The sequence below is a fragment of the Guptibacillus sedimenti genome (assembly GCF_028610665.1).
Lineage (GTDB): Bacteria > Bacillota > Bacilli > Bacillales > Guptibacillaceae > Guptibacillus > Guptibacillus sedimenti.
The window spans coordinates 39,136-56,162 of sequence record NZ_JAQQWV010000007.1 but is presented as its reverse complement, the minus strand read 5'-3'; the positions used below and the strand labels follow the sequence as shown (position 1 = coordinate 56,162).

Annotated in this window: 13 protein-coding genes; 3 read left to right on the top strand and 10 right to left on the bottom strand. The window is 36.5% G+C overall.

Annotation, left to right across the window (positions count from 1 at the left end):
• Nucleotides 1-132 precede the first annotated feature (132 nt).
• Complete coding sequence (locus PQ578_RS19705; RefSeq protein ID WP_273836273.1) at nucleotides 133-1,398, bottom strand: MFS transporter; 1,266 nt, start codon at nucleotides 1,396-1,398, stop codon at nucleotides 133-135.
• A 119-nt stretch (nucleotides 1,399-1,517) separates the two neighbouring features.
• On the opposite strand from PQ578_RS19705, the gene PQ578_RS19700 reads away from it, so the two are divergent.
• Complete coding sequence (locus PQ578_RS19700; RefSeq protein ID WP_273836272.1) at nucleotides 1,518-2,741, top strand: helix-turn-helix domain-containing protein; 1,224 nt, start codon at nucleotides 1,518-1,520, stop codon at nucleotides 2,739-2,741.
• Nucleotides 2,742-3,868: 1,127 nt separating this feature from the next.
• Nucleotides 3,869-6,412, top strand: coding sequence for a HesA/MoeB/ThiF family protein (locus PQ578_RS19695; RefSeq protein WP_273836269.1), 2,544 nt, complete (start codon nucleotides 3,869-3,871; stop codon nucleotides 6,410-6,412).
• A gap of 191 nt (nucleotides 6,413-6,603) precedes the next feature.
• On the opposite strand, the gene PQ578_RS19690 is transcribed toward PQ578_RS19695, so the two are convergent.
• The 3 genes from PQ578_RS19690 to PQ578_RS19680 form a co-directional block, all read right to left on the bottom strand.
• Nucleotides 6,604-7,554 carry a DNA/RNA non-specific endonuclease gene (locus PQ578_RS19690; protein ID WP_273836267.1) on the bottom strand — a complete coding sequence of 317 codons (951 nt, stop codon included), beginning with the start codon at nucleotides 7,552-7,554 and terminating at the stop codon, nucleotides 6,604-6,606.
• A 27-nt stretch (nucleotides 7,555-7,581) separates the two neighbouring features.
• Complete coding sequence (locus PQ578_RS19685; protein WP_273836265.1) at nucleotides 7,582-8,046, bottom strand: hypothetical protein; 465 nt, start codon at nucleotides 8,044-8,046, stop codon at nucleotides 7,582-7,584.
• A 420-nt stretch (nucleotides 8,047-8,466) separates the two neighbouring features.
• On the bottom strand, nucleotides 8,467-8,745 hold the full coding sequence (locus tag PQ578_RS19680) for an AbrB/MazE/SpoVT family DNA-binding domain-containing protein (RefSeq protein ID WP_273836263.1): 279 nt from the start codon (nucleotides 8,743-8,745) through the stop codon (nucleotides 8,467-8,469).
• Between the two features lie 287 nt (nucleotides 8,746-9,032).
• Between PQ578_RS19680 and PQ578_RS19675 the strand changes: the two genes are divergently transcribed.
• Nucleotides 9,033-9,512: a MarR family winged helix-turn-helix transcriptional regulator gene (locus PQ578_RS19675; protein WP_273836261.1), complete on the top strand. Its 480-nt coding sequence runs from the start codon at nucleotides 9,033-9,035 to the stop codon at nucleotides 9,510-9,512.
• 21 nt (nucleotides 9,513-9,533) lie between these two features.
• Here PQ578_RS19675 and PQ578_RS19670 read toward each other — a convergent pair whose 3' ends face one another.
• The 6 genes from PQ578_RS19670 to PQ578_RS19645 all read right to left on the bottom strand — a co-directional run bounded on the left by PQ578_RS19670 (nucleotide 9,534) and on the right by PQ578_RS19645 (nucleotide 16,986).
• Nucleotides 9,534-10,004: a hypothetical protein gene (locus tag PQ578_RS19670; protein WP_273836259.1), complete on the bottom strand. Its 471-nt coding sequence runs from the start codon at nucleotides 10,002-10,004 to the stop codon at nucleotides 9,534-9,536.
• Between the two features lie 59 nt (nucleotides 10,005-10,063).
• A complete protein-coding gene (locus tag PQ578_RS19665; RefSeq protein ID WP_273836256.1) occupies nucleotides 10,064-10,330 on the bottom strand; it encodes a hypothetical protein in 267 nt (88 codons plus the stop codon).
• Nucleotides 10,331-10,386: 56 nt separating this feature from the next.
• Entirely contained in the window at nucleotides 10,387-11,214 is an 828-nt protein-coding gene (locus tag PQ578_RS19660; RefSeq protein ID WP_273836255.1) for an ArdC family protein, read from the bottom strand.
• A gap of 845 nt (nucleotides 11,215-12,059) precedes the next feature.
• The gene (locus tag PQ578_RS19655) at nucleotides 12,060-12,596 is read right to left on the bottom strand and encodes a JAB domain-containing protein (protein ID WP_273836253.1); all 537 of its coding nucleotides are present in this window, start codon (nucleotides 12,594-12,596) and stop codon (nucleotides 12,060-12,062) included.
• Nucleotides 12,597-13,094: 498 nt separating this feature from the next.
• Nucleotides 13,095-13,820 (bottom strand): glycerophosphodiester phosphodiesterase, encoded by a 726-nt coding sequence (locus PQ578_RS19650; protein WP_273836252.1) that lies wholly within the window; start codon nucleotides 13,818-13,820, stop codon nucleotides 13,095-13,097.
• Nucleotides 13,821-13,920: 100 nt separating this feature from the next.
• Complete coding sequence (locus tag PQ578_RS19645) at nucleotides 13,921-16,986, bottom strand: FIMAH domain-containing protein (protein ID WP_273836250.1); 3,066 nt, start codon at nucleotides 16,984-16,986, stop codon at nucleotides 13,921-13,923.
• Nucleotides 16,987-17,027 lie beyond the last annotated feature (41 nt).

Sequence of the window (17,027 nt, the reverse complement as noted above, 5' to 3'; positions counted from 1 at the left end):
ATAGCGATCTAGTTTTTCCCTATAAAAGATAAAAGCATTCTTCTAGTGAGGAAGAATGCTTTTTGAATCTTAATCATCTTAAGTTCTGAATTTCACTATTTTCAATCTGCATTTATTTTTAATCACAATAAATTATGAGACTTCACTAATTTTCGTTGAAACCCTATTTGTACTTGAAGATTTCAATTTTAGCAATGCAATTAATAATATAGCCAAAGCCGATGTTACTAAGATCCAAGAAGGATTTAAATAATCAAACAAAAAGCCATAAATAATCATACCCACAGGAGTAATCACATTAGCTAATGTCTCTACAATGCCAAATACCCTTCCTCTGTATTCTCCACTAATTATCTTTTGCATAAGCACGTATAGTGGAGTGTTTAAAAACACCACTATTAAACCAAATGATAATTGTAAGCTAACATAGTAAATGAATACGATGATTGAAGAAATATCCCAGATGAGTGGAACTGTTAATAATCCAAATAAAATAGATAGTGCTAGTAAGCCTACCTTCATATTATTAAGAGGGTTTTTATTTTCTTTCTTTGTTGATAATATTATTGACATTACAAGCATTCCGATTGCCATTGAACCTTCAATAATACCAAATTGATAAGATGTTAGCTCTAATCGTTCTACTACTATATATGGTAACCCTACTTGTAAGGATACTCCAAAGAAATTAACCAATAAGCCAACAGGTATTAATATTTTGAAAAGGAAAGAATTGCTTTTTATGTAGCTAAATCCAGATTTAATATCTGACCAAAAATTATTTTCTTCCATTAATGATTCATCATCTGAAATCTTTTTAGAGAATTTTAAGGCTCCATCAAGCGTTGCAGATAATAGGTAAGTTATCGCATTTGCTAATATAAATGTATTTATTGTTAAAAAACTGTATAAAAAGCCACCGAGGATAGGAGCTCCAATCATCGCAAATGATACAGCTGATTGATTTAAAGAAGTCGCTTTTTGAATTTTTTCTTCAGAAACTAGGCTAGGTATCGAAGATGTAAATGTAATGCTTGAAAAAGTACTACATATTGACAGGATTATCGTAGTTCCATAAATTAAAAGAAGTGATATTTCTGAGGAAAGACCGATAATAAAAAAAGTTGACAAAGTTATTGCCTGTATTATTTGAGCAGAGATAATTATCTTTTTCTTTGAGAAGCGATCTGCCCAGACTCCAGCAATTGAACCAAATAAAATTCTAGGTACAACAGAGCAAATTAAACCAATAGCAAAATTACTGGCGGATCCTGTAAGACTCAAAATGTACAAGCCCATTCCAAATGCATATACATTTCCTCCGAGAGCAGCTATTGTTTTGCTAATCGTAAAAATAATAATGTTTACATTGATTTGTTTTTTAGTAAGAACATTCATCCAAACTCCCCTTTTATTGTAAATTTGTTTAATCTTATTAAACAAATTTACCACTTTTTTCATTTTAAATCAAATAAAGGTTTAATATAATTAAACTAAAAGTTAGGTGTGGTATTGTCATGGAAGAATTAGGAGAACGTATTAGAGAAATCCGAAAAAAGAAGAGGTTAACTCTTCAACAAGTGGCTGGAGATCACTTATCTAAAGGGATGTTGAGTTTAATAGAAAATGGGAAGGCCAACCCTTCTTTTGAAACTTTAGATCACATATTGAATAAACTAGAGATAAATCTACAAGAATTGCTTGGAGAGAAGGATTGGAAGCCAATCGTATTAGAGATGGAAGAGTTAAAAAGCCGAAATCAACATACAAAAATATTAACTAATTTAGCACCATTATTAGAGAAAGAACACTCTTCAAGCTATGAAGTAGCAAGGTTGTACTTTATTGCAGCGTCCTCTGCTTCCACGTTGAATGATGATCGTGCTAGTTATTATATTAACAGAGCAATAAAAATTTTTTATAATTTAAGGCTGTATAATTATTGGGGAAAAGCTATGTTATTTGTAAGTATGGAACATTTTAAACGATTTGAATATGAAGAATCTCTTCAAATAATTAAGTCTATTCAAAAGGTGTTTGAAGAAAAGAAAATTCATATAGAAGAATTGACGCAATTAGAAGTGAACTACTTAGAAATCATGCTTTTATTTGCACAACCAGATAGCGACCAAGTCTTTATAAGAAAAAAATTAATGGAAGTAATAGACTATTCGAAAAAGAACCAAGTTTATTACAAAACAGCCGACTTATATCGATTAGTAGCACTTCAGTCTCTTTGGAACAAGGATGAAGTTTCATTTCATACTTACTTGGATAAGTCTGAAAAGTTTGCAGAAGCAACAGATGATCGTTTACAACATTCGTATACTCTTATAGTAAGAGCTTTTTATCATAATGAATACTCTAAAGACTATAAAAAAGCTTTACATTACTGTGAGGAATTTAATAAGCCAGACGAAAGCATATATAACTTAGAAACTGGTAAGGCGTTGTTTGGCTTAGAGGCGTTTAATCTTTCTTTAGACTATTTGAACAAAGTTACAATTCCTCCCAATATATATCATCCATTCGATCTAGCAACGTACTACATTGTTGATGCCTATAAAATAAGGTGTTTAGTTAGCTTAAATAGATTCGATGAAGCAAAAGAAATCATCCCTAAGATGAAAATTAATTTCTATAATTTACCTAATAATCCATTCGATTCTTTTATAGTAGAAACGGAAAATATCGTAAACGCAATTTCAAAAGATAACAAAGGTGACTTTAAACCCGTTTAGATAATATTTAAAATCTCTAATAGACGCACAATCCCTTTATACCTTCATAAAGCATACCAGTTAAAAAAACTGGTGTGCTTTATTTGTAGGACTATTTTCTTGGGAAGTATGTGTTAGAAATTACGCAATAAAATAAAAATTCTAATTATTTACTAAATTAGGTTGAATGTTTGGTTGTTATAGTAGTAAAATGGTTTTAGCGAAATACATATTTTTGCTAAATTAGAAATAAATGGGGTGATAGTATGAAACTTTCAGTAAAAGTCAAAAAAGCTGCTCAAAATCAAGATAGACATTGGTGCGTAGCATTCTGTTAGTTCTTGGTATTCAACAAAGAGGAGAGGTGAATACATATGAAACTCTCAGTGAAAGTTAAAAAAGCTACTCAAAATGGAAATACTCATTACTGTCTATTATTCTGTTAGTTCAATTTATCTAGTAAGGAGGTATTGGATTTGAAACTCTCAGTGAAAGTTGAAAAAGCTACTCAAAATAAAAGGCCGGTGATTATGTGCCTGATAATGACTTAAAGCTCTCAGTAAAGTAAAGAAACAATCAAACTCCAGGTAAGCATTATTGCCTAATCTTTTGTTAATCCACAGTATTTATTAAGGAGGTATTGGATTTGAAACTCTCAGTGAAAGTCAAAAAAGCTACTCAAAATGAAAATACTCATTACTGTGTACTATTCTGTTAGTCCAATTTATCTATTATGGAGGTATGTGATTTGAAGCTCTCAGTAAAAGTTAAAAAAGCTACTCAAAATCAAGATAGGCATTGGTGCGTAGCATTCTGTTAGTTCTTGTTATTTAACAGAGAGGAGCGATAAACAATTATGAAACTCTCAGTGAAAGTTAAAAAAGCTACTCAAAATGGAAATACTCATTACTGTGTAATATGGTGCTAGTAACATTTAAAAGTGGCATTAGATGATAGATTGATTATTTACCCTTTAAAAGGAGTGTGAGACCAGTGAATCTAACAGTAAAAGTTAAAAAAGCTACTCAAAAAGCAAAAGAACATATTTGCGTATTATTCTGTTAAATAATACAAATTATGAAGAGACAGTGTAAAATTACACTGTCTCTTCAAATTAACATTACTATAACTAACTGGAGGATTTTTGTATGATTTATTTAAATAAAAGCTTACATATCAAAGGGGATCCTCAAAGAGAGAATGTAAGCTATTTCAATGGGGATAAGAAAGAAATTAACACAGATAACTTCACTGCGTTCTGGGAATTATTAAAGATTATTTCAGAAGGAGTTTCTTCTTTAGAAGATGAAAAAATTCATTTGTGGCAGGAAAAATTCTCAATAAACTCCCAGGAAACTAGTGAAATTTTTGAATTTATTGAACAAGAGAATTTTTTGAGTTCGGTAAATGCTGATTTAGACCAGTCTTTTCAATCTAGAAACAAAAGGTATTATTCCATGTATGGTAAACCGAATGATAATTTCATTAATACTCTAGAAGAGCAAACAATTTTAATCATTGGTGTAGGTACTATCGGAGCTACATTAGCTCAAACCCTTTCTAAATTAGGTGTAGGAAAATTAATTTTGGTTGACGATGATGTAGTAGAGCTTAAAAACATCACAGCTCAACACCCATTTGATTATGATGATGTTGGATCCCTAAAAGTTTCTGCGTTAAAGGATAAAATTCAAAGGGGTAATTCAAGTGTAGATATAGTGACAATTGAAAATTCTGTCAATAATGAGTATCTTTCTCAATTACCATTGTTATTGAACGAACATGATGTGAATTTTGCTATCTCTTGTTTTGATACAGGTAATCTGAATTTACACATAAATCTATTTGAAATTTTTCGAGAAAAACAAGTTAGTTACATTCTAACGGGTTATTCATCAGATTCAACCATAGCGACATTGTTAGACATGGTGAATGGAAAAGATGAGTTGATTGAGAACTATGGATATCATCCACCTGAATATTTTTTAGGCATTAATCATGGGAACATTATACATAGTAATGCTGCTTCATTATTGGTTTCTAATCTTATTCTGCATAAGTTAGGTCTCTTCGATAACCCACAAAAAACTTCGCTGGAATATAGGTTCTCAACCTTGTCAGAAACACAAGTTGAATCCATAGGTTCTAGGTTATCTAAAGAAAAATTTATTGATAGTTTGTCCATCATACAAGATTTTCTAAGTTTAGAACATACTCTTAAAAGTTTAGAGGAAAAGGTGTATGCTCAAGATGGCGAATACAGTGAGCAATTAGAATCAGAAATCTTATCTCTTCACCAGTTTTTTAGTATATTAGAATTGTGTGGATTTGAAATTAATCAAGATTATCTACATAAATTTTTCGAAATATTTAACTACTTAGACGATAATGTTATCGACAAAAATGAGAGCTCAAATGAATTTACAGAAGAGGAGTTTCATAAGGTTGTAGATAAACTAGAGGTAGATGGTCAAAGAATATACAAAGCACTTATAACGATAAACAAAGAATTAGATTATAACAAAAAGAAATATATTCAGTCTTCTATATACAATGAAATAAGTAAAAACTCTGATTATTTAATCGAATGCTTATTTCACAATAAAAAGAAATATATAAACTCCGACTATGAAAACGAAGTAATGGCAGAGATAAATGGATTTAATTCTGATGAAGTTGATATCTTCCAAAAAAAGCTAGTGGAAAAGTATGAAGAATTCCAATTGAAAATTTTTGATATTATGTTTGATGATAATAGTAATCCGTATAACTATTTATATGATCTTGGAGGTAATAAAAATTTAAGTTTATCATTTGAAGAGGTGATAGACCTACAGAAAGAGCTTTATATCAGAAATTATTCAAACAACAAATTTGGAAGAAGGTTTATTAGCCATATAAATAAAATGGTTAATAATAATTATATAACTCATTTACCTGATTCAGAGATTTACAAAACATTCTACTTTCCACAAGTCAAAGAAAGTAGAATAATTATTGATTACTTCGATTCAATGGTGCCGGCGCAAAACCTTATTCATGAAATTGGTCATTCATATTATAACGAGTTTTATAAAGATGACTTTTTTAATAAAAGTCAAGTGATATTAAACGAGACACTTGCTATACTTCATGAAGTAATTTTTTATACAACACTTTTAAAAGATGGGCAAGTTGAAGATACAATTAAAAACACTTATGCTTACCATTATATACAACGTATAAACAAATTATTAGTTTCGCCTTTTAGTGTATTCGTATTAGAAAACAATATCATTAACCACGTTCGGAATCATTCCCAGCTTGATTTCGATACATTAATAGATATTCGAAAAAGAACAAAGGATAGCCTAACTCCAAATCTTAAATTAGAAAACGAGGAAAACTCTTATCTCAATATTCTTATTAACAGTACTTTTGTCTTAGAATATAAAGATGGTATCTCTGAATGTATGTCTACGGCTCTCGCTATCTCTATTTATGAGAAATATAAAGATAATCTTGAACTACTCGACACACACATTGAACAAATGTTAGCAAATGGCGAGAAAAATTTAAACTCTTTATGCAAAAGTTTGCTCAACAAGTCTTACGATGAGTCCTTAGTTGAATTAATAATTGACTCTATGTTTTCTCATGTAAACTTTGTGGAGAATTATTTTTATTCTACAAAAGAAATCACTAACCAGTAACTTCTCTATATTTTCTTCGCTTGCTTATATGAGACTGAAGATATAACTAACTATAGGCTAAACTTCTCACACTCAGGTGCTACTTGGGTGTGTTTTTATTTGTACAAAGTAGAGTCATAAGTTGCTTGTTAAGCATCTCTAAGATTATGCAATTGGTTTGAAACGTCCAACAAGAGATGAACTCTATGAGCCTACTCACCTACCATACCGTCGTTATCGTTATCACGCATATAAGGATATAACCAATGATCACTCATTATTGGCATACTGAAACCTGCTGACTCTGCTTCCTTAATCGTCACTTGTCCATTACCATTTGCATCAATACTAGAAATATCACGCTCCGTGTCTGATCTAGTTGAATCGTCAGTATCGCTCTCAGTTAAACCGAGTGACTCATTGACTTCATCAGGGTTCACATTGTCAAATGTATCAACGATCTCATTTCCATTTAAAGTATAGGTGTACTGATAACTTGAAGGTATCTGCGTTTCCACATTTGGATATGTAATTATTGCTTCAAAATTCGTAGCACCTCCTGCGCTACGAATCGCGTCTTCCAAATAAGCTTGATCACCATGTCGGTTGAGTGTACTATCTTGTGGGGTAATATTATAAGCATTCGATACCCCTCCGAGAGAATCAGCAATGATATGTCCCTCATCTAAAACATCGCTCTCAACGCCTGGAACCTTTGCCTCATCAGAATAGTATCTGCCAGACGATAATACAGGTTCTTTACTGTCATCTTGTAGAACGATTTCATCAGCAATGACACGTTCTAGTTGCCCATGTTCATTAGTAAATGCCCAATATTCACGGTCACCGTAACCAATGTCAACAACTGCGTTAGGTTCTCGATATCCAGACAAATCACCACCATCAACTTTAATAAGTTTGTATCCTTCGAACAGTTCATTATTTGATTGGGTTGTTGTTTCCTCTACTGCTGGGTCATCAACCGGTTCATTATCAACTGTATCATCAAGAGTTTCTTCTTTACTATTTTCATTTGTTTCAACTGCGTTTGCTTCTTGTGGATCTATTTCTAAAGCTGTACTGGATGCATCTTCTGAGTTAGTACAACCAACCATATAAATGATTGTTAAAAGTAAGAGTAAATAGTTCAATTTTTTTTTCATTTTAAGGATCTCCTATACCTCAAACAATCACGATACTTTATCATTATCTGAAGTTCGATTCAATCGTAAATAATTTTCTTTTTCTTTAATATTTATCTTTTCTTCCTTTTTATCTCCTTCTACTAGTTCATCGATGTTAGATTTTTTTATCTTGTCCTCTACGGTTTTTGTAGCTTTAACTTGGACATCACTAAGTATTTTTTCAATATCATTCATATATGTCTTTAAATTATCCATATCCCTTCTTAATTTTTCATTTTCTTCGATAAGGCGTTCACGCTCAGATTCGTCCTTTGTTTGCTCAGCTTTTTTTACATTTTTGTTATATACATCTGTTTTTTCCTGATGTTTTGCATCTTGATACTTAAGAAATTCATTTTTTATAAAAGTAAATATAAATTCAACAATTTCTTTTGCGAACATTATGAATAGCTTTTTAAAAATCGGCCATGCTTTTTGAATCATAAACTTCAACAATTTTTCTTTCAACAAAATAACTCCTCCTTATTCTAAAATGTGAGACAAAAGGCGTTTTCCGTTAGATATTTACTCCGAAAAAACTTATTATCTCTTCTACTAAGAGCTCTATTTCGCTTTGAGTTCAAAATTCATGATTTCCACCTTTAAATCTTGTTTCTTTTTAAGTTACAACTACAAACAATATTGTTAATTATCAGTGCATTTTCCACCCCTTACCTCCCCTATCATATATGTGCTTTAATTCTTCTATTTTAACATAATGAATTTCCATATATTATAAATATTGCAAATCCCACTGGAACATCCAACTTGGTAGCTAAATACTTTCAAATCGCACTCAGCTGAGGTTCATACAAAAAAGAGCTAAGATTAGCACTTCGCTATCAAGCTCTTTTTTTGACCTTTCATATATTATAAAAAGGTTTCCGTTATTTATTTAAACTTTCGCTTTAGCTCTTCCGCAAGGATTTGGGCTCCTTCAGGGCTCAATACAATGCTCCCATTGCCAAGCAAGAAGTTTTCAGGTGATATATCTCCCGTTATAATACAAGCATTTTCGCTTGCCTTATACTTTTCGATGACAATTTGATGATCGTCCAAGTAAATTTCAAGAGGATCCTTTTCAGCAATACCAAACGTTCTTCGAAGCTCAATTGGAATGACCACTCTCCCTAATTCATCCACTTTACGGACAATCCCTGTTGCTTTCATCTTTCTTCCTCCTCGTTTTATCTACCCCATATTTTTACTCGAAGTAGAATATTACCCAAAACTTTTTATGTCTAATATTTTACTATACAAAAAGGTAAAATATTGAAATTGTTGGTTTTATAACATAAATTTTTTTCTCATCTTTAAGTAAGAAAGTTTTTATGTATGGAATTAGCCCTTTCTAGCTTCAAAAGTAGCACATTGAGCTACGATACCTCCCAATTTAATTGGTGTCCTATGTTAAGATATATAGGATTATTCCAATATATTGAAAGGATGAAGATAGATTGGAAGACAAGTTACATTATCTATTAAATAATTTTCGAGCAATGTATAAAGTATTAGAAAACGATTGGGAAAGATCCGCCCAAAACATGGGGATCACGAAAGCTGAACAGCACCTTTTATGGATCGTTTATTCAGAAAAAGAAGTAACGGTTAGTCGCTTATCAGATTTATGTTTATTGAAAGTTTCCACTGTCATGCAGGTACTTAAAAGAATGGAAGAAAAAGGACTTATAAGTCAAATCAAGCGCCAGGAAGACCGTAGAGTCACCTATGTTAGTATGACCACACTTGGTTATGAAACCATTAAAACCTCTACGACCTTTGAATACCAATTCTTAGAATACTTTCATGAAATGGACGAATCAAAAAGAAACCAAATGCTCGATTGTGTCCAAGACCTCAATCGTCATTTTTACGGTGATGCATTCGTTCAGTGGGTTGAAAAAAACGATCCCAAAACGTCACCTCTTTCAAAATAAGAGAGGCGTTTTTATGTTTTTTTATTTTTTTAGTACCATTCGTTTCTTCTGGGATTGTTTAATACGATGGAGATACCCTTGCAAGAACTCTTCCGTTACTTTAACCGGATAATACCCCATCCGATCTTTTAAGATATTTTCAATGACCCACACCTTTCGCGTAGCCTTTTCATATTCCTCATAGCTTTGATGCTGAATTTCCTCTAAAGCTTGATCGGTTTTCCTGTCCTCGGCCTTATAACTGATTACACGTAAATGATAGACTTCAGAGCGATAAGAACGAGCGTACTTTAACAAAAAAAGTAAATCAACCGTTTCAAAAGTTAACAGTTCAGCAGTTGAAAGAAAGATTGCTGCTTCATCTGGCGTCCTTTCAATCACATGATCTACGCGCTTATGCCCTTCTAAAACGTGTTTGTCATCCAGCGTAAATTCGCAAAAAGAGCAATAGTCCCCTTGAATATCTGTCCCACAGTAGCCACAGGTTTTCATGTTCTCACCCTTTCCAAATTTGCTTTCACTCAAAGGAAGAAAAGAGGGGATACCCCCTCTCAAATGAGCTCTCCTCTCTCACTCATAAAACCTATCAAAAGCTCAATTTCTTTTGTGTATTCACACCGTACAGATATAGCGAAATTATAAGGATGCAGATAGAAAACGGCTTTCTCTCCCGTATCCTCATCTTTTGTGATAAACGTAAAGGTTTGCTCATGAAAGCCTGTAAACGACACTTCTTGATAGTTTTCTTGATGCTGCTCCTTAATTAACTTTCGCATGTTTGAAACAATTTCATTTTCCATTTCTTTTAAGCTTTTCATTTTTGACGCCTCCTTTGAATTTTCGCCCCCGGAAGGGGGCGATCCTGTTCCGAAATTCAGGCCAATGGTGTTCCCAAAATATAATCCGACGCTTTTTGTGCTTGTGCTGCAGCTTGTACTACCAAGCGATGATCTTCTTTTAAAGAGCGTAACCACGATTGAATGTAGCTCGCACTATTCTTGATCGTGCTGTTATCAATGCCTGAAACCCCACACAACATGGCCGCCCCCATCTCAGCGACTAATTCCTCTTTCGAATAAACCTCGTCACCAAATGCGACACGTTGCGTGGTAACGCCTGGGCGAGCGAGGCGTTTCTTATGGCCAGTGCTATGCACCATCTCATGAAAAAGCGTGGAATAAAATTCTTCAGCCATTTCAAAATCACGTAAAGGCGGAACGTTGATGCGATCAAAGGTTGGAGAATAAACGGCCTGTCCAGATGTAAATGTAAAATCTGGTGCGTTCAGATACCCTTTATAAATGGCGTCAGCTTCTGCAATCGGATCATGATTAAACGTAACGGCATCCCGTTTACTTTCTAATCCCTCTACCTGCGTATTAATATGAAAAACGCGATAGTAACGAAGGAAAGGAACTATCTCGGTTTCCCCACTTTCGGGATCCTCTTTTTCAATCCACTTCCAAAAGACCACTATGTGTGAGCTTGCTCCCTTTTTCACCTTTCCACCAGCTTCTTGAATTTGTTTGAACGTCGCATACTCACCCGGTTCTAATAAGAATGCGTTAATACCGCGGTAAGCTTTTTGCGTTTTCCAATTCACTGCTCCTCCGTTCATCCAGGGCTGCCGCCATGGGATCACGCCCTTCTCTAACTGCTGAATGATCTTATCCGTTACGATTTCATAAACGTTTTTCTTCATTTCGCCCTTCCTCCTTTTGTTTTTCCTTTTGACTGAAGAACCGATCCTGTCCCTCAAAAGGGAGAATTTTTTCCCTTTTGACATGGAGAACGAAAAGCGAGCATCTTCAGGCGATCAAGGGATAAAAGCAGGAAGTTTTTTCAGTTGCGTAGCGTTCCTAGGAAAAAAGTTTTTGCGCCCCTTGAACGCCTGAGCCCTGACTTGGTAAGGAAAGGGAAGGTTCGGGTGTCCTTTCCTTTTCGAACCTTAGTCAGCTTGCGAGCTTTACGATTCGGAAGGCAAAAGGAAAAATGACCAATAAAAGAGCAGCCTCAAGGCTGCTTTCATGGCACTAAAGGTTGCCGTCATCGGCTACTCGTAAAGAAATCACCAGGAACCTACGGACTGACCGAAAGCGACGTAGGCTTTCGGATCAGCCCGTGGTTATCGGAGATTTTAGAGGAGAGCGAGATGCCGTAGGCTGTTTGCTAGCGTTTGGGGCTAGCTTATCAGCCTGTGAGCAGACCCTTGTGGTGACCCCCAAATTCTTAACGAAATGATAATTACGCAAGAAGACCGATAGTCTTTATAGACACGAATAAGAATTCAATGAAGGACGAACCAGATGAAGTAGAACAGATAAGAAATCCCCCTCTCAGTAAACCCCTTCAAATTTTAAAACAGAAAAAAGAACCATCTATTAAAACCCCACCACACAAAAAAGAGAAGGGATCCCCTTCTTCGAATAAGCAAACAACGGCTGCTTAAGCAGCCGACAAGCAGGCTCGATGCCTGCTTCTATCAACAAAAGCGTAGCTTTTATCCATGCGGAACCGAGGCGACGATTTTTCGCCGCCTGGCGTTTTCTACAAATGCCCCTTTTCTTTTAGGCTGTAATGGTCCCCGTTATGCGTCACAATCACGTGGTCCAATACGTCAATCCCAAGCAACTGACCGGCCTGCACAAGACGTTTTGTGACGTTCAAATCTTCCATGCTTGGCGTCGGGTCACCACTTGGATGCTGATGACTCAATACAATTGAGGCTGCGTTATTTAAAATCGCTGTTTTAAACACTTCTCTCGCGTGTACAATACTCGCATTGATACTGCCAACGTGACAGCGATGCGCTGCCGTCACCTGATTTTTCGTGTTTAAACAAAGGACCAAAAAGACTTCCCTATCTTCATCCCCTATCAGCGTCCCGGCAATGTTCGCCGCATCATCAGGGGAACGTATCGCCCCAATCGCAAAAGGTGTCGGCACTTCTTGAACCACTTGTTTAATGCGAATCACTTCAAAAATAGCGTTAAGACCAATGCTCTTCTCTTCTGACGGTATGTTTTTTTCTTCCTGTAACTCCCGTTTGAATTCCATGTCCTTCATTGAAACAAAAGCGTTCATAAGCTTGTCCTCCTTTTTTGTTTTGCCAGGCGGGCGCTGATTCCCGAAAGGGTATTTTTTTGCCTTTTGGCACGTAGGACGAACAAATCGCCTCACCAGACGGTCAAGGGATAAAGACCAACAGTTTTTGACGGCACCATGTCAAAAAGTTTTGGGCCCCTTGACTGGCTGGTGATCCGTCTTAGGTTCAAACCGGGAAGAGATCGAGACTCACCCGGGTTGAGCCTTAGTCGGATGGCGCTTTTGTACGCTCCGCAGGGCAAAAGAAAAAAACACAAAAAAGAGGCAGCCCGTAGGCTGCCTTCCATGGCACTATTCTCTTTCGGCTCGTTCGGTCCGGCGCTTCGCGCAAAGGGACCAGGAACTTACGGACTGTTAGCGACAGCTTACAGACCGTTGTTATCGGGCCCTTTAGGATCGAAGCGACACCTACAGAATGACAGAAAGCGATTTGTGCTTTCTGATCAGTCTGTCAGTGCTGCCGGCAAACACAGATTTTTAACTATCCCTCAACTCAATTACGCTATTAGGAAAATCAGTAATAATTGCTGAGCATCCCGTTTTTAATATCCTCTTTACATCATTAGACTCATTAACAGTATATACTCTGACAGGGAAATTTTTATTTTTAGCTTCACGAATTAATTGGTTGTCCATACTATTAAAATGGGGATGCAGACTGGTAGCTCCTAGAGTCATTGCATATTTCCAAGGTTCAAAAATTTTTTCTTGAAACAATATGGCGCAATCAATATCAGGATTAATCTGATGTATCTTCTGCAGGGCATAATGATTAAATGAGGAAAGAATAATGTCTGGCCCCATCCCAAGGTTCTCTAATTCGGATAAAACTGTTTCTTCGAACACGGGAGATATAGTATATCTTGAATATTTTAGTTCAATGTTTACAAGCATCTCTTCTTTTTTAGCCCAAAGTAGAACTTCTCTCAATTCTGGGATACGTTCATTCTGAAAATTCTTAGAAAACCACGATCCAGCATCCATCTTGTTTAGCTCTTCCATTGTATATTCGCTAACTCTCCCTACTCCATTCGTTGTTCGATTAATGGTGGCATCATGAATTACAGCTAATCTCCCGTCACGTGTAAGATGCACATCTAGTTCAATGCCTTCTGCTCCTACTTTTTTTGCTTCCTTAAAAGCCGACATAGTATTCTCCGGATGAGTACCAGAACTTCCACGATGGGCAAACACCTTCACCATCAAGTATCCTCTCCTACATTTTTTATCGATATGTAAAAGATGAGGCGCTTAAGTGGTGTATTTCAATGTTGCATCCAAGCACCTCATCCCCATTATTTTTCTATGACTGCCAAGAATCTTTTAAAGCATTCACATTCCTTTCCAGAGTTTCTTTTATTCCAGCTTCTACTTGACTTTTTTCTAAATGCTTGAGGAAGTCTTGCAAATGCTTAATAGCTTGATCGGTATGACCTTTTTTATAGTGGTGATCAGATTGATTTAGACGATTGACTAGCTTTTTATACGTCGAATGGTCAATTGAGTCACTTTCTTTAAGGTCCGTCAATTGAGCTTTTAAAGAGTGGGTTGTCACTTCTACTACCACTGTAATTTCATTGGATTCAAGGGTTTCCCCATTATAAGAAACAGTTGCTTTGATTTTAGTGGTGCCCGCATTTTTAGCGATTAGCTTGCCGTCAACGATTTCAGCCACTTCAGGTGAAGTATTCGCCCATTCGATTTCAGCACCATTTATATCAGCAGCATTCCCGTTCGCTAACGTCACATCAAGATTTAGACTTTCTTCCTCTCCTTGAGTCAACGTAGTGTCCTCTAAAGAGATAGTGGCTTCCTCGAGAGGAACCGGCATTTTATATAAATCTGCACCAGAAGCATAGTAAATATTGCCTTCATTATCTAGGTCCATCAAATTGACCGTTCCTGAAATAAGCTGTTTACTAGCGAGAGTCTCTGGGTCAATAACGGTTAACTTTCTACCGGCTGTAGTGTAAAGCAGTCCCTGGTTATCCCAACGGATATAAAACGGACGCCATTGACTTCCACGATGTACGCCAGAATATAGTTCTTTGCTTTTAATAATCTCTTTTGACTGCATGTCCATCGCAAAAATGACCGAATTCTCTAATCCTGTTTCATCAAATCCCCATGCAACTCCCCACAGGTTTCCATCAGGACCGACAGATAGTTCACCGATCATTTCAGGCTTTTCCAAACCGTCTACTTCAAGATCAAAAACTTGGTACTCTTCGGAGGTTACATTATACTCAAACATTTTTGCCTTTTCTTCTGTAGGATCAATACCCAGTCCTCCTGCGATGGTCGAACCTCCATAAACAACACCATCTTGATAAGCCAAGCCAATAATGCTTTGGTTTTCAACGATGTTACGGATGCTTTTCCATTCATCAAGGTCCTCATCATAAATAGTCAACGAACCTCCCAGCTGACCATAATCAGAAATCGTCCCTACGAATAGCTTGTTGTCACCGGAAGCAAACGTAAATGGCCTGCTTTGTCCATCTTGAATGTCATACACCATCTCGGGATTGTTTCCTGATTTACCATCGGTATACTCATATGGGTTACTTGGATCGTATTTGTAAATACGTGCTCCACCATAAGCTCCCATATAGACATTTCCATTCAAGAAACCCATTCCTTCAATTTGATGCGGATCACGCTCATGTAAAATGTAGTCTTCAGCTGAGGTATCATAAACTCCAATTGACCCCTGATATCCACTAAGATAAACATCATCCTCCGGGCCAATTTCCAAACTTTGAATGGAGAGGCCTTGCATTTCCACCTCAGGATAGCCTACTTTCACTTCATTGGTTTTTGGATTATACACCGAATATTCAATCTGATGATGGAGAATGGCGAGAACATCGGTACCATCTTCATTTTTAATCCATTCTATCGCTTTCGCAGGTGAAGCTGGAAATTGTTCGATATCGGTCTCTACTTTTTCGATTTCATTCGTTTCAAGGTTGTATGTCCATAATTCTCTCGCATTTTTACTCAAGAAATAAATCAGATTCTCATCATACGGAGAAGGCGATGAAATTAACCCGTCAAACGCATGTTTATCACGCCAAGTGATCTGCTTTAACGTTTCATGAGTATTCACGTCAAGAATTAATAACGATGTTCCGTAGGCGATGAACAAACGATCCCCGTATTCCCATACGTTTGATACAGATGAACTCCCCCCAGTGATTGGTAGTTCAATTTCTTGCTTTTCACCCGTTTTCCGATCCATTTGGTAGAGATAGGTGGTGGTGCCAATCCCTACATAGAGGTGATCTTCTGTGACCCCGAGCCCACGGGCATATTTCTGTTCATCATGGAAGGAACCAAGGTCCGTGAAAGTGTCACTTTCAATATCATATTCGAAAGCTTTCGCATTGGGGTATGTGGCACCATATATTTTTCCGTCATCGGTTGCTTCTAACTCCCACACCCAATTATCGGAAGGGTTTTTACCTACTTCCTCCAAACGCTTTTCATCAGTAACGTAGCGATATAATATCCCGTTATAGGTGCCGGAAAAATACACATTTCCATCCGAACCAACGGTCATCCCCCATATCACATCGTTACCAGGAAGTTCTTGAGAGAAAATCATTTCACCCGTTTTTTCATCTGCTGCAAAAAAAGTGGCCGGTGAGCCGTTTGTGGCGTAGTACAGTTCTCCTTCACCGATTGCAGCCCCCTGGGTTTTAGCCGCCAGCGCAGCTGGACCAAGGTTGATCGCATCACCAAACTCATAAGGCATCTCCAGCTGTTTTCCATCGGTCTTTTCAAACAACTGTAGCTCATCATAGTAGCCTAGCATCTTGGAAGTCGAAGTTTGATAGATAAAGATTTTTACACCCGTGGCTCCTGTAGGAGCAGTACCTGTAATTGATAGGTCCTGCCATTCTTGAAGGGGAAGATCCTCGAAGTACTTAGCATTATTTTCGATGATTTTCCCATTACTATCTAACCAACGCAACCAAACACCAGGGTTTCCTGATATCAAATTTTCAATGTAAATTTTACCGGAAAATTGATAGGTTTTTCCCTCTTTCACAGAGATCGCTTGGCTAAAGAGGCCCACAACTCCATCATTTTCTACTTTTAAACTGCGCTGTCCTTCGTATACCTCTTCATCAGAAATACTCATCCCCGTTTTATATCCACCAGTCCAATAATCCCAGGAAGGGAGGTCCGAAGAAGACGCTGGTTTCTCTTCAAACCCTCCATTTTCCACAGGCAACGCTTGCCATTCCTCACCTTCTGCAGCCAAGGCTTTAGAGTTAAAAGTCGTTAAAAAAGAAAGTGAAAACATCCCTAATAGCAAAACAAGGCAAGCACCCGTTACACTTAAACAACTTTTATTCATCATTATTCCTCCCGTAATTTTTCCACTAAGACGGACTATCC